The organism is Segeticoccus rhizosphaerae, assembly GCF_005222685.1.
Taxonomy (GTDB): domain Bacteria; phylum Actinomycetota; class Actinomycetes; order Actinomycetales; family Dermatophilaceae; genus Segeticoccus; species Segeticoccus rhizosphaerae.
This window is the reverse complement of record NZ_SWMA01000017.1, coordinates 65,011-82,940: the sequence shown is the minus strand read 5'-3', so window position 1 is coordinate 82,940 and position 17,930 is coordinate 65,011. Positions and strand designations below refer to the sequence as shown.

17 protein-coding genes and 1 pseudogene are annotated in these 17,930 nt (G+C 70.7%); 6 read left to right on the top strand and 12 right to left on the bottom strand.

All coding sequences use genetic code 11. The annotated features are described in order from the left end of the window. Positions 1 to 137: pseudogene (locus tag FCN22_RS22960) on the top strand (IS30 family transposase); the annotation flags it as partial. A 54-nt stretch (positions 138 to 191) separates the two neighbouring features. On the opposite strand, the gene FCN22_RS12815 reads toward FCN22_RS22960, so the two are convergent. Both FCN22_RS12815 and FCN22_RS12810 read right to left on the bottom strand, forming a co-directional pair. Then, complete coding sequence (locus FCN22_RS12815; RefSeq protein ID WP_137121944.1) at positions 192 to 2,165, bottom strand: ABC1 kinase family protein; 1,974 nt, start codon at positions 2,163 to 2,165, stop codon at positions 192 to 194. Positions 2,166 to 2,229: 64 nt separating this feature from the next. Continuing rightward, entirely contained in the window at positions 2,230 to 2,859 is a 630-nt protein-coding gene (locus tag FCN22_RS12810) for an LURP-one-related family protein (RefSeq protein ID WP_202911559.1), read from the bottom strand. A gap of 50 nt (positions 2,860 to 2,909) precedes the next feature. Between FCN22_RS12810 and FCN22_RS12805 the strand changes: the two genes are divergently transcribed. Further along, complete coding sequence (locus tag FCN22_RS12805; RefSeq protein ID WP_137121943.1) at positions 2,910 to 3,722, top strand: TrmH family RNA methyltransferase; 813 nt, start codon at positions 2,910 to 2,912, stop codon at positions 3,720 to 3,722. 43 nt (positions 3,723 to 3,765) lie between these two features. Then, positions 3,766 to 4,410, top strand: coding sequence for a VOC family protein (locus FCN22_RS12800; RefSeq protein WP_137121942.1), 645 nt, complete (start codon positions 3,766 to 3,768; stop codon positions 4,408 to 4,410). Between the two features lie 34 nt (positions 4,411 to 4,444). On the opposite strand, the gene FCN22_RS12795 is transcribed toward FCN22_RS12800, so the two are convergent. From FCN22_RS12795 to FCN22_RS12765, 7 genes are all read right to left on the bottom strand, one after another. Then, the gene (locus FCN22_RS12795) at positions 4,445 to 6,742 is read right to left on the bottom strand and encodes a heavy metal translocating P-type ATPase (RefSeq protein ID WP_137121941.1); all 2,298 of its coding nucleotides are present in this window, start codon (positions 6,740 to 6,742) and stop codon (positions 4,445 to 4,447) included. 8 nt (positions 6,743 to 6,750) lie between these two features. Further along, a complete protein-coding gene (locus FCN22_RS12790; protein ID WP_137121940.1) occupies positions 6,751 to 6,966 on the bottom strand; it encodes a heavy-metal-associated domain-containing protein in 216 nt (71 codons plus the stop codon). 52 nt (positions 6,967 to 7,018) lie between these two features. Next, positions 7,019 to 7,300: a metal-sensitive transcriptional regulator gene (locus tag FCN22_RS12785; protein WP_137121939.1), complete on the bottom strand. Its 282-nt coding sequence runs from the start codon at positions 7,298 to 7,300 to the stop codon at positions 7,019 to 7,021. A 130-nt stretch (positions 7,301 to 7,430) separates the two neighbouring features. Next, on the bottom strand, positions 7,431 to 8,177 hold the full coding sequence (locus FCN22_RS12780) for a class I SAM-dependent methyltransferase (RefSeq protein WP_137121938.1): 747 nt from the start codon (positions 8,175 to 8,177) through the stop codon (positions 7,431 to 7,433). A gap of 38 nt (positions 8,178 to 8,215) precedes the next feature. Continuing rightward, positions 8,216 to 9,640, bottom strand: a complete 1,425-nt coding sequence (purB, locus tag FCN22_RS12775; protein WP_137121937.1) for an adenylosuccinate lyase — start codon at positions 9,638 to 9,640, stop codon at positions 8,216 to 8,218. A gap of 61 nt (positions 9,641 to 9,701) precedes the next feature. Continuing rightward, entirely contained in the window at positions 9,702 to 10,202 is a 501-nt protein-coding gene (locus tag FCN22_RS12770) for a low molecular weight protein-tyrosine-phosphatase (RefSeq protein WP_137121936.1), read from the bottom strand. A 28-nt stretch (positions 10,203 to 10,230) separates the two neighbouring features. Next, entirely contained in the window at positions 10,231 to 11,355 is a 1,125-nt protein-coding gene (locus FCN22_RS12765) for an 8-amino-7-oxononanoate synthase (protein ID WP_202911558.1), read from the bottom strand. Positions 11,356 to 11,505: 150 nt separating this feature from the next. Here FCN22_RS12765 and FCN22_RS12760 point away from each other — a divergent pair, with 150 nt between their 5' ends. Next, positions 11,506 to 12,552 (top strand): phosphatase PAP2 family protein, encoded by a 1,047-nt coding sequence (locus FCN22_RS12760; RefSeq protein ID WP_137121934.1) that lies wholly within the window; start codon positions 11,506 to 11,508, stop codon positions 12,550 to 12,552. 21 nt (positions 12,553 to 12,573) lie between these two features. On the opposite strand, the gene galE is transcribed toward FCN22_RS12760, so the two are convergent. Further along, positions 12,574 to 13,590 carry a UDP-glucose 4-epimerase GalE gene (gene galE, locus FCN22_RS12755; protein ID WP_137121933.1) on the bottom strand — a complete coding sequence of 339 codons (1,017 nt, stop codon included), beginning with the start codon at positions 13,588 to 13,590 and terminating at the stop codon, positions 12,574 to 12,576. 34 nt (positions 13,591 to 13,624) lie between these two features. On the opposite strand from galE, the gene FCN22_RS12750 reads away from it, so the two are divergent. Continuing rightward, positions 13,625 to 14,275: an MBL fold metallo-hydrolase gene (locus FCN22_RS12750; RefSeq protein WP_137121932.1), complete on the top strand. Its 651-nt coding sequence runs from the start codon at positions 13,625 to 13,627 to the stop codon at positions 14,273 to 14,275. 89 nt (positions 14,276 to 14,364) lie between these two features. Continuing rightward, a complete protein-coding gene (argS, locus tag FCN22_RS12745) occupies positions 14,365 to 16,098 on the top strand; it encodes an arginine--tRNA ligase (RefSeq protein ID WP_137121931.1) in 1,734 nt (577 codons plus the stop codon). Between the two features lie 23 nt (positions 16,099 to 16,121). Here argS and paaK read toward each other — a convergent pair whose 3' ends face one another. Continuing rightward, complete coding sequence (gene paaK, locus FCN22_RS12740; RefSeq protein ID WP_137121930.1) at positions 16,122 to 17,435, bottom strand: phenylacetate--CoA ligase PaaK; 1,314 nt, start codon at positions 17,433 to 17,435, stop codon at positions 16,122 to 16,124. Positions 17,436 to 17,472: 37 nt separating this feature from the next. Next, on the bottom strand, positions 17,473 to 17,901 hold the full coding sequence (gene paaI, locus FCN22_RS12735) for a hydroxyphenylacetyl-CoA thioesterase PaaI (RefSeq protein ID WP_238384713.1): 429 nt from the start codon (positions 17,899 to 17,901) through the stop codon (positions 17,473 to 17,475). Between the last annotated feature and the right edge of the window lie 29 nt (positions 17,902 to 17,930).

Genomic DNA, 17,930 nt, shown 5'->3' with positions numbered 1-17,930 from the left:
CGGGCTACCTGGACATGGTCGCCGCCGAGCTCAACGACCGGCCCCGCAAACGCCTCGGCTGGCGCACCCCCGCCGAAACCCTCGACCAACTACTGTCGGAACAGTCAGATCCACACGGTGTTGCACCCACCGCTTGAATCCGCCGGCCGAAACCTCACGAAGATTCCTCCTGGGAGTGGGGCGGGGGCGGGCTACTCGCGGCGGAAGATCAGGCCGAGCACCCGGAGCACGAGCACGATGCTGCACACCAGCAGGGCGTAGCCGAACACCGCGAACAAGCCGAGCGTCGGCGTCACTCTCGGCCCGCCCTCGATGCCGAGCAGCACCACGGCCATGATGCCCGCCGTCGCGCCGAGCACGGTGAGCAGGACGCGGTGCAGCAGGTCGATCACCAGGGCGCGGTCGCGGCGGTCGGCAAACAGGCTGACGTTGACCTTCAGGCGGCCGTGCTCGAGGGCGTCCCCGATCCGGTCGACGCGACGGGGGAGCCGTCGCAGGGTGGGTAGCAGCGAGGCGAGCTCGTCCTCGAGCAACTGCGTGGCCGCACGCGGCTGCAGCAACGTGCCGAAGCGCTCCCGGCCGATCTGCCGCGCGTGGTCGACCACGTTGAAACCAGGGGCGATCCAGCTGAGCGTGCCCTCGAGCGTCGCGAGCGACCGGAAGACGGCGGCGATGTCCGACGGCACCGCCAACCCGGTCTCGGTCACCAGCCGGAACAGCGCGGTGAACGCCGCGGCGCCCACGGTGCTGCCCGGCGAGGCATAGCGCACGAGCACCTGTCCGAGCGCCCGCTCCAGTGACCGCTCGTCGATCTCGTCCGGCCGGTCGACCAGCTCCAGCAGGGCGTCGGTGGCGGCCAGCGAGTTCATCCGGTCCATCGCGAGCAGCAGCCGCCCGAAGGCCTCCCGGGTGGTCCCGTCCAGACGCCCCACCGAGCCGAGGTCGAGCAGCCCGAGGGCGCCGTCGTCGTCGACCAGGATGTTGCCCGGGTGCGGATCGGCGTGGAACACCCCGACGGTCAGCATCTGCCCCACCACCGCGTCCAGCAGCGTGGCCGCGATCCGCTGCCGGACGTCGTCCCCGAGCCGTCCGAGCAGCGGGCCGGCTGACCCCAAGGGTGTGCCGGGAAGGCGGTCCATCACCAGAACCTGTGCGGTGCACAGGTCGGTCACGGGCGTGGGCACCCGCACCCGTATGCCGTCCGCCGGTCCCAGCGACGCGGCGACCGCGCGCATGTTGTCCCGCTCCACGGTGAAGTCGAGCTCCTCGCGCAGGGCCCGGGCGAAGCCGTCTGCCAGGGCACGAAGTCCGATGGAGTGCCCCCACGAGGTGCGCGCCTCGAGCGTCGCCGCGAGCTGGCCGACGATGTCGAGATCGCGCTCGACGACCTGCTCGATGCCCGGTCGTCGCACCTTGACCACGACGGACTCACCGGAGGCCAGCCGGGCCACGTGGACCTGGCCGATGGAGGCGGCGGCGAGAGGTTGCTCGTCGATCGACGTGAACACCTCGTCGACGGGGCGGCCGAGCGCCCCGTCCAGCGCCGCCGAGACGTCAGTCCAGGACACGGGTGTCGCCTGGTCCTGCAGCGACGTGAGCTCACTGACGAACTCGGCGGGCAGCAGGTCCCGCCGCGTGGACAGCAGCTGCCCGAGCTTGACGAAGGTGACCCCGCCCTCGTCGAGCGCCTCGCGCAGGTTTTGTGCCAGTCCCTGCCGACTGGTCGAGGTGTGCAGCCCGCTGTGGGCGCTGCCCCGGAGGAAGCGACCGAGTCCGTGCCGCACGGCGATCCGCAGGATGCCGGAGTAGCGCCTGGCTCGGGCCACCCGGCCGCGCCAGGAGCGGAAGAGCTCCAGGGGGCCGGGCACGGACCCGGTTGGCACGAGGATCTCCGCCACGACGAGCACGAGCATGGCCGAGACGGTGGCGACCCCGACGGAGAGCCCGAGGTAGAGCCCGAACTCGCCACCGCTGGGGTTGTTCAGCGACGAGTGGGGGATCATCGCCTTCAGCGTGTAGGGGGTGATCCAGAGCGCGAGGAAGGCAGCGAGCAGGGTGCGCGCCGTGCCGATGCGCACGCCGAGCAGGCGCCGGATCACCACCCCGAAGAGAGCGATCATCAGCAGGGCGCTGACCAGCCAGGTGACGAAGACGGCGGCGTCCATGGCGGCGATCGTGTCACAGGGCGGCGGGCCGGTCACCTGCCTTTGTGCACCGCTCGCGCCCGGGTCAGCGTGACTGGAGGGCGTCCAGCGCCACCGCCATCGCCGCCCCGACCCGCCAGTCGAGGTGGGTGCCGTCGGGCGCGGCGGGCAGCTCCACCTCGTACTGGTCACGGACCTTTCGACGGCGGTTGGAGGACAGCACCCGGATCCCGTCGCCGGTGAAGAAGTCGAAGTGGAACTGCCACGGCAGAGGGATGTCACCGATGTAGGGGGCCAGTCCCCAGAACCGACGCAGGATGGCGACGGTCTGGTTGCGCTCGGCGCCGACCGCCTCGAGGCCGGCCTGAGGGACGGCGAGGGTCCACGTCGAGCGCAGCAGCGACTTGCCGAACTGCTTCTTGAACCAGCCGATCGGCTGCCCCTGGGCATCCGTGACGTCATACGTCGCAGCGAAGTCCATCCGCGTGCGCGCCTTGAACCCGAAGACCGGCGTCGTCCGCGCCTCGTCGCTGTAGAAGGTGACCTGCTCCTTGAAGGCCATCCGCTTCTGCTGGGCGACTGCGACCATCGGCCCCTCGATCCCTGCGTCGTCCAGCGCGTGGATCATGTAGCGGTTCACCATCATGGTGACCTTCTGGCGCACCACGAACCGCGTCATCGACGGCTGTCCGTGCGGCATCCCCTGTTGCGTCATGTGATCCCCTTCTTCACCAGTGCCCCGGATCGGGCATGCTTGTCCTTGTCATGACCGAGCTCATCATCACTTCGCCGGCCAACGCACGGTTGAAGGCCCTCGTCGCCCTCCGCCGCAGGCGTGCCCGCGAACAAGCCGGTCACACGTTGCTCGAGGGCTTCGAGGAGCTGACTCTCGCCCTCGACGCCGGTCTGGTGCCACGCTCACTCTATTGGTGTCCGGAGCTGATGGCCGACCCGGCGGGGCAGCGAGGGCTCGTGGACCGGGTGGCGGCGCTCGGCGCAGAGACGTTGCAGCTGGGTCGGGCGGCGTTCGAGAAGGTCGCCTACCGCGAGGGTCCCGACGGGTTCCTCGCGGTGGTGGACTCCGTCGCACGGACCTGCCGCGAACTCGACGCCGGACCGACGGCCCTGGCTCTGCTGTGCCAGGGGGTCGAGAAGCCCGGCAACCTCGGCGCGATGCTGCGCACGGCCGACGCGGCGGGCGCGGACGCGGTCATCGCCGCCGACCCGATCACCGACTGGGGCAACCCCAACCTGGTCCGCGCCAGCAAGGGCACGGTCTTCTCGGTGCCGGTCGCCACCGACACGACGGCCGCCACCTTGGCCTGGCTCGAGTCGCACGGCATCGCCCTGGTGGCCACGACGCCGGACTCCGACCTCGACTACACCAAGGTGGACTACACGGGCCCGGTCGCCATCGCGGTGGGCGCCGAGAAGCACGGCCTCACGGCCGAAGTCCTCGCCGCGGCCGCCCACAAGGTCCGCATCCCGATGGTCGGAAAGGCCAACTCGCTCAATGTCGCGACGTCGGCGGCGGTCGTGGTCTACGAGGCGGTTCGACAGCGCAGGGCCCGGGCCTGACCCGGCTCGGGCGCAGATCGTCTGCTGTGCCACGATGAGTCGCATGCGCGTCGATCATGTCTCCTACGCCGCCGAGTCCGACGGTCTGGTCCCCACGGCCAAACGTCTCGCCTCGGCGCTGGGCATCGAGCCCTGTGACGGTGGGATCCACCCACGCTTCGGGACGCGCAACGTCATCCTGCCGCTCGAGGAGGGCCGTTTCCTCGAGGTCGTCGAGGTCCTCGACCACCCCGCCTCCGACAAGGCGCCGTTCGGCCAGGCCGTGCGGGCCCGATCCGAGGCCGGTGGCGGTTGGATGGCCTGGGTCGTCGCGGTCGACGACATGACCGAACCCGAGCAGCGCCTGGGCCGTGAGGCGGTCCCCGGCAACCGGCACCGTCCCGACGGGGTCGAGCTGACGTGGCGCCAGCTGGGCGTCAAGGGCCTGATGGCCGACCCGCAGCTGCCCTTCTACATCCAGTGGATCACCAAGGACGTGCACCCATCGCTGCTCGGTTCGAGCGGCGGGGTGGCACTGTCCGGCTTCCAGATCGCCGGTGACCCGAACCGGGTCCGGGAGTGGCTCGGTCTTCCGCTCCGGGAGAACTACTGGGAGCCCGGCATCGACTTCAGCTTCGTCGCACCGCACGGCACCCCCGGACTGCTGTCGGTCAGCTTCCGCACCACCCAGGGCGACGTCACCCTCTGAGGGCACTGCCGCGGAGCAGCTGCGGCCAGAGTGGTCAGCGCCGAGCAAAACCCTTCAGCCGCAGGCTGTTCGTCACCACGAGCACGCTCGACAGGGCCATCGCTCCACCGGCGATCATCGGGTTGAGCAGGCCGAAGGCGGCCAACGGGATCGCCGCCACGTTGTAGCCGAAGGCCCAGGCGAGGTTCTGCTGGATGATCCGCAGTGTCCGTCGGGACAGCCCCAGGGCGTCGACGACCGCGCCGAGGTCGGGCCGCATCAGCACGATGTCGGCCGACTCCATCGCCACGTCGGTGCCCGACCCCATCGCAAGTCCCAGGTCTGCCTGGGCGAGCGCAGCTGCGTCGTTGACCCCGTCGCCCACCATCGCCACGACGCGGCCCTGCTGCTGGAGCTCGACCACCACGCGGTGCTTGTCATCCGGGCGCACGTCGCTGATCACGCGAGTCGGGTCGATGCCCACCTCCTTGGCCACGGCCCGCGCCGCCTGCTCGTGGTCGCCGGTCAGCAGGTATGCCGTGAGGCCCAGTTCGCGCAGCGACCGCACCGCCGCTGCGGAGGTCGGCCGCACCTGGTCGGCGACGGTCAGGGCCGCACGCGCGCTGCCCTCCCAGCCGACGTAGACCGTGGTGCCCGCGCGACGGCCCGAGGCGGTCTGCAGCTCCCCCGGCACGCGGTCGAAGAGGTCGAGCTTGCCCACCGTCACCGGGGTGTCCTTCACGGTGGCGCGGGCGCCTGAGCCGGGGAGGTTGGTGAAGTCGCTGATCGCGGGCACCGACAGCTCACGAGCCGTGGCCGCGTCGACGACCGCCCGGGCGATCGGGTGCTCGCTGCCGGACTCGACGGCGGCAGCCGCCCGAAGTGCGGCGACCGGATCGAGGTTGCCGGCCGCCACCACGTCGACCAGCACCGGCTCGCCGCTGGTGACCGTGCCCGTCTTGTCCAGCACGACGGTGTCGACACGGCGGGTGCTCTCGAGCACCTGCGGACCCTTGATCAGGACGCCCAGCTGGGCGCCGCGGCCGGTGCCGACCAGCAGAGCGGTCGGCGTGGCCAGGCCGAGGGCACACGGGCAGGCGATGATCAGGACCGCCACGGCGGCCGACAGCGCGGCACTGAGGTCGTGACCGGTGACGAGCCACAGCACGAAGGTGACGACGGCGATGCCGAGGACGACGGGGACGAAGACCGCCGACACCCGGTCGGCCAGCCGTTGCACGGGCGCCTTGCCCTGCTGGGCCTGCTCGACGAGGCGGGTGACCTGCGCGAGCGTGGTGTCGGCGCCGATGCGGCGCGCCTCGACGATCAGCCGCCCGTGGGAGTTGACGGTGCCGCCGATGACCTCATCGCCGGGACCGACGTCGACCGGCATGGACTCGCCGGTGACCAGCGCGGTGTCGAGCGCGCTCTGTCCGTCCAGGACAACGCCGTCGGTGGCGACCTTCTCGCCAGGCCGCACGAAGAACTGGTCGCCGACCTGCAGCTGGTCGATGGGGATCCGCTGCTCGGTGGTGACGCGGGTGCGCGGGTCGATCCTGCGCACCGCGACGTCCTTGGCGCCCAGCTGGAGCAGGGACTCCAGCGCGGACTTACCCGACGCGCGGGCGCGCGACTCGGCATACCGGCCACCGAGCAGGAAGGTGGTGACGACTGCCGCGACCTCGAAGTAGAGGTGGTCGGTGAATCCGGTGAGCACGGCCACGAAGGACCAGAGGTAGGCCGCGGTGACACCCAGCGAGACGAGCGTGTCCATCGTGGAGGCCAGGTGCCGCGCGTTGATCGCGGCCGCGCGGTGGAAGGGCAGGGCGGCCCAGAGCACGATCGGTGTCGCGAGCACCAGCTCGATCCACGGAGCGGCAGGGCCGAGGGCGCGGCCGAGCGGCATGACCATGGCGACCAGCACCACGGGCACCGCCAGCGCGAGGGAGACGAGCGCGCGCCGGCGCAGGCTCTCGTCGCCGGCGACAGGGCGCTGCGGGAGCTGGCCGGCGGGGTCGGCATCGGAGGTCCGCGGTGGCCGAACCTGCTGACTGGCGGCACGGCCTTCCTGGGCCCCCGACCGCGCGCCGTCCTCAGGCCGCGGACCGATGACCGTCGCGCCGTAGCCGGTCTTGCCCACCTCGGCGACGAGGTCCTCCGCGGTCAACGGGTCGGCATACCGCACGTGTGCCTTCTCGGTGGCGAGGTTGACGCTGGCCTCGACCCCGGCGAGCTTGCTCAGCTTGCGCTCGATCCGGGCCGAGCAGGACGCGCACGTCATTCCCGTGATGGCCAGGTCGAGCTCGTGCTCCGTGGCGGGGTGGTTGGCGGTCTGGCTGGCGGTGGTGCCCATCGGTGTCCTCAGGCGGTGGCGGTGTATCCGGCTTCCTCGACGGCCGCGCGCACGGCGCTGGGGTCGAGGGGCGCGGAGCTGGTGATCGTGACCGGTGAGTCGCCGCCGGCGTGCAGGTCGATCGTCACCTCGGTGACGTCGTCGAGTGCCGTGAGCTCCTCGGTCACCGCGCGCACGCAGTGCTCGCAGGTCATGCCCGAGACGGTGACGGTGGTGCTGTTCATGATTCCTCCGGTATGTCGGGTGGTCCGGTTGCGCGGGAAGTCCGGGGTCGGCTCAGCTGCGGACCAGGCGCGCGATGGCGTCCGAGGCCTCTCGCACCTTGACCTGGGCGGACTCGTCGGACTCGCGGGCCGCGTCGACGACGCAGTGACCGACGTGGTCCTCGAGCAGGCCGAGGCTGACCGCCTGCAGCGCCTTGGTGACCGCGCTGACCTGGGTGAGCACGTCGATACAGTAGGTGTCTTCTTCGACCATCTTGTGGATGCCACGGACCTGGCCCTCGATCCGCCGCAGCCGCTTGAGGTAGTCGTCCTTGCTGCCGGAGTATCCGGTCACTGCTGCCTCCTGTGGGTCTGAGCGGGTCGGTCGGTGCGTCGGAGTCCGCGGGCGTCCGGCGTGGTCTCACCACTGCCAACCAGCATACCCCTATGGGGTATTCCCGGCCGAATGCGAGGGGAGTCGGACCTCAACGAGCAGCGAGATCGGCGGGGCGGCGCAGCAGGTAGAGCCGGTTGAAGCCGCCGAACGTGCGGACCGCCCGCAGCAGCGTGCAGCGACCGGTCTCGATCAGCTCCACCTGGAGGAACTCCTCGAACCGGTCGCAGTCAAACCCGAGGTGGGGGCCCCACCCGTCCTGGACCGGCGCGCGGTGGCGCTCGATGTCGCGGCCCAGCGCGACGTCGCGGACGTACTCCCAGCGGCTGCGCCCCCCGAAGAAGTCGCCGTAGGGGCGCCGACGCACCAGCGGCCGGCTCAGCAGCTTGAGCAACCCGGGCAGCCGCTTCTCGACGGGGATGCTGACCAGGATCCACCCCTCCGGAGCACAGGACTCGACGATGGTGGTGATCGCGGCGCGGAAGTTGCCGGTGTGCTCCAGGGTCTCGAAGCTCGTGCAGAGCGTGAAGGGTGGCACCGGCGGGATCCGGCCCTTGTTGAGGTTGAGGGCTGCGAACCGCGTGTTGTCCAGCCGGCGCGCCCGGGCGAGCTCGAGCAGCCGGCGATTGCGGTCGTAGCCGACGCAGCGCCACTGCGGCGAGAGGACGCTCGAGCGGACCAGGTCGAGGATGTAGCCGTTCGAGCACCCGAAGTCGGCGTAGCGCCCGGTCTGCGGCAGCGGCAGGGCCTTGAGCTCCTTGAGGATGGCCCGCAGCCGGGTCCGGTGGATGACCGAGACGACGTTGCTCGGGCTGTACGTCGCCTCGTGCACGATCATGTCGCGGAGGTTAGCAGTGCGGCTCACGGTGTCCCGGGTCACTCGGAGGCGCCACGCGGCGCGAGGAAGTCGACCAGGCGAGGTGCCAACCCGACATACGTCTGCGGCGTCAGCTCCAGGAAGCGTTTCTCCACGTCGGCCGGCAGCCCGAGCCCGCGCACGAACTCGCGCAGCAGCTCGCCGTTGATCCGTCGCCCGCGGGTGAGCTCCTTGAGCCGCTCGTAGGGGTTCTCCATCCCGGCGACCCCCTGGGCCCCGAGCGCGCGCATCGCGGACTGGATCGGCTCGCCCAGCACCTCCCAGTTGGCCTCGAGGTCGGCCGCCATCGCCTCCGGCACCGCATCGAGCCCGGCCAGGCCGCGGGCGACGTTGTCGATCGCGAGCAGCGAGTGGCCGAACGCCGTGCCGATGTTGCGTTGCATCGAGGAGTCGGTGAGGTCGCGCTGCAGCCGCGACTGCACCAGGGTCGACGCGAGCACATCGAGGAGGGCTGCCGATACCTCGAGGTTGGCCTCGGCGTTCTCGAAGCGGATCGGGTTGACCTTGTGCGGCATCGTCGACGAACCGACCGTGCCGTGACCCCGCACCTGGGCGAAGTAGCCCATCGAGATGTAGGTCCAGACATCGGTGCACAGGTTGTGCAGCACCCGACCGAACCGCGCCACGTCGGCATACAGCTCGGCCTGCCAGTCGTGGCTCTCGATCTGGGTGGTGAGCGGGTTCCACGTCAGGCCCAGGCCCTCGACGAACTCGCGTGAGATCGCGGGCCAGTCCGCGTCCGGCACCGCGGCGACGTGCGCGCCATACGTGCCGGTCGCGCCGTTCAGCTTGCCGAGGTAGTCCGCGCCCCGCACCCGGCGCAGCTGTCGGTCGAGTCGAAACGCGAGCACTGCCAGCTCTTTGCCCATGGTCGTCGGTGTCGCCGGCTGCCCGTGCGTGTGCGCGAGCAGCGGCACGTCACGCAGATCGCGGGCGAGCTCGCCGACCGTGTCGGCCAGTGCGGTCGCACGGGGGAGCCAGACCGCGGTGACCGCGCCGCGCACCATCAGCGCGTAGGACAGGTTGTTGATGTCCTCGCTGGTGCAGCCGAAGTGCACGAGCTCCGGTATGCCGTGTGCCTCCTCGCCGAGGATGCTCGCCAGTCGGCGCTTGAGGAAGTACTCGACCGCCTTGACGTCGTGGACGGTCTCCCGCTCGATCTGCGCCAGCTCGGCGATCTCGTCGGGCCCGAAGTCGTCGACCACGGCACGGAGCCTCGACTGCTGGTCCGGCGTGAGCGCCGGCACGCCGGGCACGACCGCGTGGTCGGTCAGGTGGATCAACCACTCGACCTCGACCCGCACCCGTTCGCGGTTGAGCGCCGCCTCCGAGAGGTGATCGACCAGCGGCGCCACCGCGGCGCGGTAGCGGCCGTCGAGGGCGCCCAGGGCGATCGGGGGTGATGCGTCAGCGAGACGAGCCATGGTCCTCATCCTCCCAGAGGCCGCCAGCAGCCGAACGCCTGCTCCCGGTGACCTGGCCCGGTCACCCCGCGGCGAACCGCTCCCGCACGTGCTCGACGAGACCGCGGCAGGCCCGCTCGACCTCCGCCAGGCAGCGGTCGAAGCCGGCCGCGTCGCCGAAGTAGGGGTCGTCGACCTCGAGCTGGCCCGCGGCGACCGCCTCCGGGTCGAACTCCCGCAGCAGCCGCACCCGCTCCGCCAGGTCGGGCGCGCTGTCCCTCAGCTGCTCCAGGTGGGAGCGGTCCGCGGCGAGGACGAGGTCGTGGTCGGCGACCCAGGCCTGGTCCAGCTGCTGCGCCCGGTGGGTGGCCCCGTCGTAGCCGTGCTGGGTCAGGGCCCGCAGGGTCCGCTCGTCGGCCTCGTTGCCCACGTGCCAGTCGCCGGTGCCGGCCGAGTCCACCTCGACCTGCCCCTGCAGCCCCTCGTCCTCCAGCAGCCGGCGCAGGATCACGGCGCCCATCGGCGACCGGCAGATGTTTCCGGTGCAGACGAAGGAGATCCGGTATGGCGAGTGGGTCGTCATGCGCTCATTGAACTCCAGCGCAACCGGGTCACCGGGGCTGGGTGATCTCCGAGAGCACCTTGGCGGCGTGCGCGACATCGATCTCGGTGTGGTTGGCGTGCGCGGTGATCCGCAGCCGCGAGGTGCCGTCCGGGGTGGACGGCGGTCGCAGGCAGCCGACGCGCACGCCGTGCGCGGCACAGATATCGGCGGCCACCAGGGCCTCGCGGGAGCCGGGCAACAGGACCGACATCAACGGCCCGGCCGGTGTCTCGAGACCACAGGCCTCGGCCAGGCGGGCGGTGTGGGCCATGGCCCGCTCCCCCAGCTGCGGCTCGTCCTCGATGACGTCGAGGGCGGCGAGCGCCGCGCCGGCGCTCGCGGGGGCCAGCCCCGTGTCGAACAGGAACGGCCGCGCGGTGTTGACCAGGTGCTCGCACAGCATCCGGTGCCCGAGGACGACCCCGCCCTGCGCCGCCAGCGCCTTCGACAGGCTCGCGGTCACCACGACGTGGTCGAGGCCAGCCAGCCCCAGCTGCCGTAGCAGGCCCCCGCCGCGCGGTCCGCGGACGCCCACGGCGTGGGCCTCGTCGACGAGCAGGGTCGCGTCATGGTGGTCGGTGAGCTCGACCAGCTCGGTCAGCGGTGCCGCGTCACCCAGGATGCTGGAGACCGACTCGACCACCACCATCGCGCGGGGAGTGGTGCGCTGCCGCAGCAGCCGTTCGACCGCGTCGAGGTCGCCGTGCGGGAAGACCGCCACCTCGGCGCGCGCCAGCCTGGCCCCGTCGATCAGCGAGGCGTGGTTGTGCGCGTCCGAGATGATCGTGGTGTCGGCTTCGGCGAGCGCGCAGATCGCGCCGAGGTTGGCCAGGTAGCCGGTCGAGAAGACGAGGGCCTGTTCCACGTCGAGGTGGTCCGCGAGGGCCTCTTCGAGCTCGGCGTGGATCGGCAGCGTCCCGGTGATCAACCGCGGCGCACCCGAGCCGGTCCCGAAGTCCTCGACCGCCGCGATCGCGCCGGACTGGACGTGCGGGTGCTGACGCAGACCGAGGTAGTCGTTGCCGGCGAGGTCCAGCTGCTGGTCGTGGGTCTGGACCACGAGACGACGCGTCATGCCACGGGATTCGCGGTCGAGGGCCTGGCGCGCCAGGTCGTCCAGGAACGAGCTCACTCTCCAAGGTTGCCTTATCCTCCGCGTCTCGGCACGGCGGATCCGGTTACCCGTAGGTAGGCGGCGACGCGGCATACCCCTGTCGTCCCTCCCCGGCGCGATCTCCGTGTCCGTGGCGCGGCGCCCGGCGAGGTGACCTATCGTTCAGGGGTGCTGCAGGCAGCCCGGGAGGACCGCAGGTCGGAGCCGGCGACGGGGGACCGCCGCCAGTTCTGGCGTGTCACGAGATGGGTTCTCGCGGTGCTCTACGTCGCGGCGATCGTCTACTTCGTCAGCACCGAGGGCATTCCGCTCGACCGCGGCGCCATCACGTTGTGGATCTTCATCGGGCTCACCATCGCCGTGCTCGGCAAGGGGTGGCGGGCCTGGCTGTGGATGATCCTCGACTGGATGCCCTTCACGCTGGTGATGTTCGCCTACGACTACTCCTACGGTGCGCTCGGCCACTACGCCGGGGGAGTCATGGTCGAGGGGTCGCACAACGCGGTCGGTTTCCCGCTGCACATCCAGGCGCCGGTCACCTTCGACACCTGGCTGTTCGGCGGGGTGCTGCCGAACGCCTGGATGCAGCAGCACTTCTATGTCGCCGGCCAGTCGCACTGGTATGACGCGGCCGCCATCCTCGTCTACATCACCCACTTCATCGCGACCCCGCTGATCGCGATGATCCTGTGGATCACCAACCGTCGTCGCTTCCGCCAGTGGGTCGCGGTGATCGTGCCCCTCGCGGTGGTCGGCATCGCGACCTACATGGTCTACCCGATGGCGCCGCCGTGGATGGCCTACCAGGACGGGGTCATCTCGGAGCCGGTGCACCGGATCACCGGGATCGGGTGGAACCGGCTCGGGCTGGGCGTCGCGGAGCGGATGCTGCACGACGGCCAGGCCCTGTTCAACCCTGTCGCGGCGATGCCGTCGCTGCACATGGGCTTCGCGACGATGGTGGCGCTGTTCTTCATGATCGGTGCCCCGTGGTGGCGCCGGGTCCTGCTCGCGCTGTATCCCCTCGCGATGGGGACGGTGCTGGTCTACTGCGGCGAGCACTACGTCATCGACCTGCTGGTCGGTGCCTTCTACTCGTGCGTGATCATCCTCGTCTGGCGGCTCGTCATCCGCTCCCGGCGGCGACGGGAGACCGGCGAGGAATCCGGTGTCGAGGGCAGCTCGGCAGGCGACCGCGAGCTCGCCCAGGCCTGAGGCGCTCGCGCCACGGTGGCGTCAGGCGTCGGGGTATCCCTCGGGGTTCTGCGACTGCCAGCGCCACTGGTCGGCGCACATGTCGTCGATGGACTTCTTGGCAACCCAGCCGAGCTCGGCCTGCGCCCGGGACGGATCGGCATACGACGTGGCGATGTCGCCGGCGCGCCGCTCGACCACCTCATAGGGAAGCTCCCGCCCGACCGCCCGCTCGAAGGCGTGCAGCAGCTCGAGCACCGAGGTGCCGGTACCGGTGCCGAGGTTCCAGGTGCTGATCGGGTCGTCGGTCCGCGCCAGCCTCGCGAGCGCGGCGACGTGCCCCGCGGCGAGGTCCTCGACGTGGATGTAGTCGCGCACGCCGGTGCCGTCGGGGGTGTCGTAGTCGTCGCCGAACACCCGCAGCTTCTCGCGCCGCCCGACCGCCACCTGGGCGATGAAGGGCATCAGGTTGTTCGGGATGCCGGTCGGGTCCTCGCCGATGGTGCCCGACTCGTGCGCGCCGACGGGGTTGAAGTAGCGCAGCAGCGCGATCCGCATCGTGGGGTCGGCGACGGCGACGTCGCGCAGGATCTGCTCCTGCATCACCTTGGTCCAGCCGTAGGGGTTGGTCGCCGACGTCGGCCGGTCCTCGGTCGCCGACTCCTGGTCGGTGCCGTAGACGGTGGCCGACGAGCTGAAGACCAGCTTGGCCACCCCGTGGCGGCGCATCGCCCGGACGAGGGAGAAGGTCGTGCCGAGGTTGTTCTCGTAGTACTCCAGCGGCTTCTCGACGCTCTCTCCCACCGCCTTGAAGCCGGCGAAGTGGATCACCGCGTCGAGCTGCTCGTGGGCGAAGAGGTGCTCGGTCTTGTCGACGTCGCGCAGGTCGAAGGCCTGGACCGGCAGGTGCCGGCCGGTGATCGCCTCGAGCCGGTTCACCACGGTCGGCTTGGCGTTGGCGAAGTTGTCCACGATGAGGACGTCGTGCCCGGCGGCGATGAGCTGGATGACGGTGTGGGAGCCGATGTATCCGGCCCCTCCTGAGACGAGAACGCGCATAGGGTGACTGTATGACGTGTGCTGGACCGGGCGCGTGACCTCGCGGGTCGAACGGCTCGTCGTCCCCGGGCGGATCGGGGTCGACGGTGACACCTGTGCCCACGACACCAACGTCTGGTGCTGTGGTGACGAACGGGAGTGCGCCGTCATCGACCCCGCGGGCGACGTCTCGGCGCTGCTGGAGCTGGCCGGTGCCACGCCGGTCAAGGCGATCCTGGTCACCCACGCCCACGACGCCCACATCAGCGCCGCCGTCGGGCTGGCCGAGGCCACCGGCGGGTTGATCTTCCTGCACCAGGACGACTTCCCGCTCTGGGTCGTGCAGTATCCCTCCCGGCGGCCCGACGTCAACGTCGTCGACGGCATGTCCCTGGTGATGGGTGGGGTTCGCCTGCGCGCACTGCACACGCCGGGGCACACACCCGGCGGCGTGTGCTGGTATGCCCCCGACCTCGGCGTCGTCTTCACCGGCGACACCCTCGGACCCGGCCGGCCCGGCGGCGTCGACCACGCCGACTCCGACTACGACTCGCTGCAGTCCTCGATCCGCAAGAGCCTGTTCACGCTGCCCACCGACACGGTCGTGCACCCCGGCCACGGCGAGGACACCCGCATCGGCTCGGTGCGGTGGGACCCGACCTTCTGGGGTTCCACCGGGCGGTGGCGCCACGACGCGGGCCGCTGACCACCCGCCATACCCGCTTGTTGCTGGGAGAGGGCGTCAGATCTGACGCCCTCTCCCAGCACCAGTGAGCGGATCGATACCGTGAGGCGGTGGCCGACCCTTCGCACCTCCTCGCCGAACGTGTCCGGGCCGGGCTGGGCGCTGCCTTCGGCGCCGAGCTCGCGGACGCGGATCCGGCGATCCGCCCGTCGCAGTTCGCCGACTACCAGGTCAACGCGGCGCTCGCCCTCGCCAAACGGCTCGGCCGGCCTCCCCGCGAGGTGGCGGCAGCCCTGCTCGCGCAGCTGCAGCTCGATGACGTGTGCGCGAGTGTCGAAGTCAGCGGGCCCGGCTTCCTCAACCTGACGCTGCGCGACGAGTGGCTGGGTGGGCAGGTCGAGGGGCTGCTCGCCGACGACCGGCTCGGCGTGGCCCGCGAGGAGCGCCAGGTCATCCCGATCGACTACTCGGCGCCCAACGTGGCCAAGGAGATGCACGTCGGGCACCTGCGCACGACGGTCGTCGGCGACGCGCTGGCCCGGACCCTCGAGCACCTGGGGCACGACGTCATCCGGCAGAACCACATCGGCGACTGGGGCACCCCGTTCGGCATGCTCATCGAGCACCTGCTCGAGGTGGGGGAGGGCTCGAAGGAGGCCGGGTTGCTGCGCTCGGACCCCAACGCGTTCTACCAAGCCGCTCGCGCCAAGTTCGACGGCTCGGCGGACTTCGCGACGCGGTCGCGGGCCCGGGTCGTCGCGTTGCAGGCCGGCGATCCCGACACCCGGCGGCTCTGGCGCGAGCTGATCGCCCTCTCGACGGCCTACTTCAACTCGATCTACGAGCAGCTCGACGTGACCCTCACCGACGACGACCTCGCGGGGGAGTCGACCTACAACGACGAGCTGGCCGGGATCTGCGATGACCTCGAGCGCAGGGGAATCGCCGTGGTCGACGAGGGGGCGCTCTGCGTCTTCCTCGAGGGTTACACCGGCCGCGAGGGCAAGCCGGTGCCGCTGATCATCCGCAAGAGCGACGGCGGATACGGTTACGGCACCACCGATCTCGCCACGATCCGGCATCGGGTGAGGGAGCTGCACGCAGACCGGATCCTCTATGTCATCGGTGCGCCGCAGCACCTGCACTTGCAAATGGTCTACGCCACGGCACGCAAGGCCGGGTGGCTGCCCGACACCGTCGAGCCCGTGCACGTGCAGATCGGCAACGTCCTCGGCAGCGACGGCAAGATCCTCAAGACCCGCAGTGGCGCGCCGATCCGGCTGCGTGCGCTGCTGGACGAGGCCGTGGAGCGGGCCACGGCGGTGGTGGACCAGGCGCGCTCCGACCTCGACGGCGACACCCGCGCCCAGATCGCCCACCAGGTGGGGATCGGCGCGGTGAAGTATGCCGACCTGTCCGTCGCCCACGACAGCGAGTACGTCTTCGACTTCGACCGGATGCTGGCCCTGCAGGGCAACACGGGGCCCTATCTGCAGTATGCCGCGGCGCGAGTCCGCTCCATCTTCCGTAAGGCGGGGGCCGAGCCGGCGTCGGCGACGGGACCGGTCGTCATACGGCACGAGGCCGAGCACACACTGGCGCTGCGGCTGTTGGGCTTCGGGCGGGTGGTGGCGCAGGTCGGCGACGCGCTGGAGCCGCACCGGCTGTGCACCTACCTGTTCGAGCTGGCGCAGTCGTTCATGGCGTTCTACGAGCACTGCCCGGTGCTGGGGGCGGAGGACCCGGTGGTGCGTGCCTCGCGCCTGGCGCTCTCGGCGGCCACGCTCCGGGTGCTGGTGCAGGGTCTCGACCTGCTCGGCGTCCAGGCCCCCGACCAGATGTGACCCCCCGAAGTCGGGACGGGGGGTCAGCCGCGCTGGTCGACGATGCGGCGCGCCTTGCCGACTGACCGCTCGACCCCGCCGGGCTCGACCACGTTCACCTTCGCGGTCGTGCCGATCCGGGACTTGATGTCGTGCTGGAGCCGCCGCGCGATCTCGGCCCGGGTCTCCGGCGCGACGCTCGGCTCCGCCTCGACGTTGACGGTGAGCTCGTCCATCCGGCCCGGGCGCGTCAGCACGCACTGGAAGTAGGGCGTGAGCCCCTCTTCCTCGAGCACGATCTCCTCGATCTGGGTCGGGAAGACGTTGACACCGCGCACGATCATCAGGTCGTCGGTGCGCCCGGTCACCTTCTCCATCCGCCGGAAGGCAGGGCGCGCGGTGCCGGGCATCAGCTTGGTCAGGTCACGGGTGCGGTAGCGCAGCACCGGCATCGCCTGCTTGGTCAGCGAGGTGAAGACCAGCTCGCCGACCTGCCCCTCCTCCACCTGCTCGTCGGTCAGCGGGTTGACGATCTCGGGGTAGAAGTGGTCCTCCCAGACGTGCAGCCCGTCCTTGGTCTCGACGCACTCCTGGGCGACACCCGGACCCATCACCTCGGACAGGCCGTAGATGTCGGTGGCGTGCATGCCCGCTCGCTGCTCGATCTCCTCGCGCATCGCCTGCGTCCACGGCTCGGCGCCGAACACGCCGATCTCGAGCGACGACTCGCGAGGGTCGAGGCCCACCCGCTCCATCTCGTCGAGCAACGACAGGAAGTAGGAAGGGGTGACCATGATCGCGCGCGGCCGGAAGTCGGTGATCAGCTGGATCTGCTTCTCCGTCTGGCCGCCCGACATCGGGATCACCATGCACCCCAGGGCTTCCGCGCCGTAGTGGGCGCCCAGCCCACCGGTGAACAGGCCGTAGCCGTAGGACACGTGCACCCCGTCGCCGGGCACGACTCCCGATGCGCGCAGCGACCGCGCCATCACCGAGGACCAGGTGCGGATGTCCTCCGCGGTGTAGCCGACCACGGTGGGTTTGCCCGTCGTGCCGCTGGAGGCGTGCACCCGGTTGACCTGCTCCCGCGGGACGGCGAACATCCCGAACGGGTAGTTGGCCCGCAGATCGGCCTTGGTCGTGAACGGAAGGATCCGCACGTCCTCGAGTGCCTTGACGTCGTCCGGATGGATCCCCTTCTCTTCGAACGCAGCCCGGTAGTGCGGCACGTGCTCGTAGGCCTGCCGCACCGACCACTGGAGCCGCTCGAGCTGGTGCGCCCGCATCTCATCGAGCGACCAGCGCTCGGCTTCGTCGTAGAGGTCTGGCCGGGGCTCGATGACGGGCAGGTTGCTCATGCCGGGGACTCCTTGCTGTGCGGTCGGGGCGATGGCGTCACGTCCGGGGCGACAGGTTGCGCGACCGGCCGCGGAACTCCGCGATCACCGCGCCATCGGCTTCTCGGGTCACCGTGACGTCGGTGATGCCACTGCGCCCGTATGTCGTCCGCTCGCGGGCGTCGGCCACGAGGACGTCGCCGAGCCGCGCCGAGGTGACGAAAGTGATGTCGCAGCCGGAGGCCACGGTCAGACGGCCGCCCGCGTTGCAGGCCAGCGCGAACGCCGAGTCGCACAGGGTGAAGATCAGCCCGCCGTGCATGATCCGGTGCCCGTTGACCATGGTCTCGGTCACCGGCATCCGCACCCTCGAGCGGCCGAGCGACCCGTCGTGGTCGACCTCCAGGGCCTCCATGCCCAACGACCTCGAGGCGAGGTCGTCCTGCCACATCGCGTGGACGTGCGCGAGGTCCGCGGTCGAGGTCACGCCAGGCTTCCGTCCGTGGCGTCCGTGGC

What these genes read in the sequence shown, in the direction of transcription:
- FCN22_RS12815 (WP_137121944.1), bottom strand. Translation starts at nt 2,165, where the DNA reads ATGGACGCCGCCGTCTTCGTCACCTGGCTGGTCAGCGCCCTGCTGATG.
- FCN22_RS12810 (WP_202911559.1), bottom strand. Translation starts at nt 2,859, where the DNA reads ATGACGCAACAGGGGATGCCGCACGGACAGCCGTCGATGACGCGGTTC.
- FCN22_RS12805 (WP_137121943.1), top strand. Translation starts at nt 2,910, where the DNA reads ATGACCGAGCTCATCATCACTTCGCCGGCCAACGCACGGTTGAAGGCC.
- FCN22_RS12800 (WP_137121942.1), top strand. Translation starts at nt 3,766, where the DNA reads ATGCGCGTCGATCATGTCTCCTACGCCGCCGAGTCCGACGGTCTGGTC.
- FCN22_RS12795 (WP_137121941.1), bottom strand. Translation starts at nt 6,742, where the DNA reads ATGGGCACCACCGCCAGCCAGACCGCCAACCACCCCGCCACGGAGCAC.
- FCN22_RS12790 (WP_137121940.1), bottom strand. Translation starts at nt 6,966, where the DNA reads ATGAACAGCACCACCGTCACCGTCTCGGGCATGACCTGCGAGCACTGC.
- FCN22_RS12780 (WP_137121938.1), bottom strand. Translation starts at nt 8,177, where the DNA reads ATGATCGTGCACGAGGCGACGTACAGCCCGAGCAACGTCGTCTCGGTC.
- purB (WP_137121937.1), bottom strand. Translation starts at nt 9,640, where the DNA reads ATGGCTCGTCTCGCTGACGCATCACCCCCGATCGCCCTGGGCGCCCTC.
- FCN22_RS12770 (WP_137121936.1), bottom strand. Translation starts at nt 10,202, where the DNA reads ATGACGACCCACTCGCCATACCGGATCTCCTTCGTCTGCACCGGAAAC.
- galE (WP_137121933.1), bottom strand. Translation starts at nt 13,590, where the DNA reads ATGCGCGTTCTCGTCTCAGGAGGGGCCGGATACATCGGCTCCCACACC.
- paaK (WP_137121930.1), bottom strand. Translation starts at nt 17,435, where the DNA reads ATGAGCAACCTGCCCGTCATCGAGCCCCGGCCAGACCTCTACGACGAA.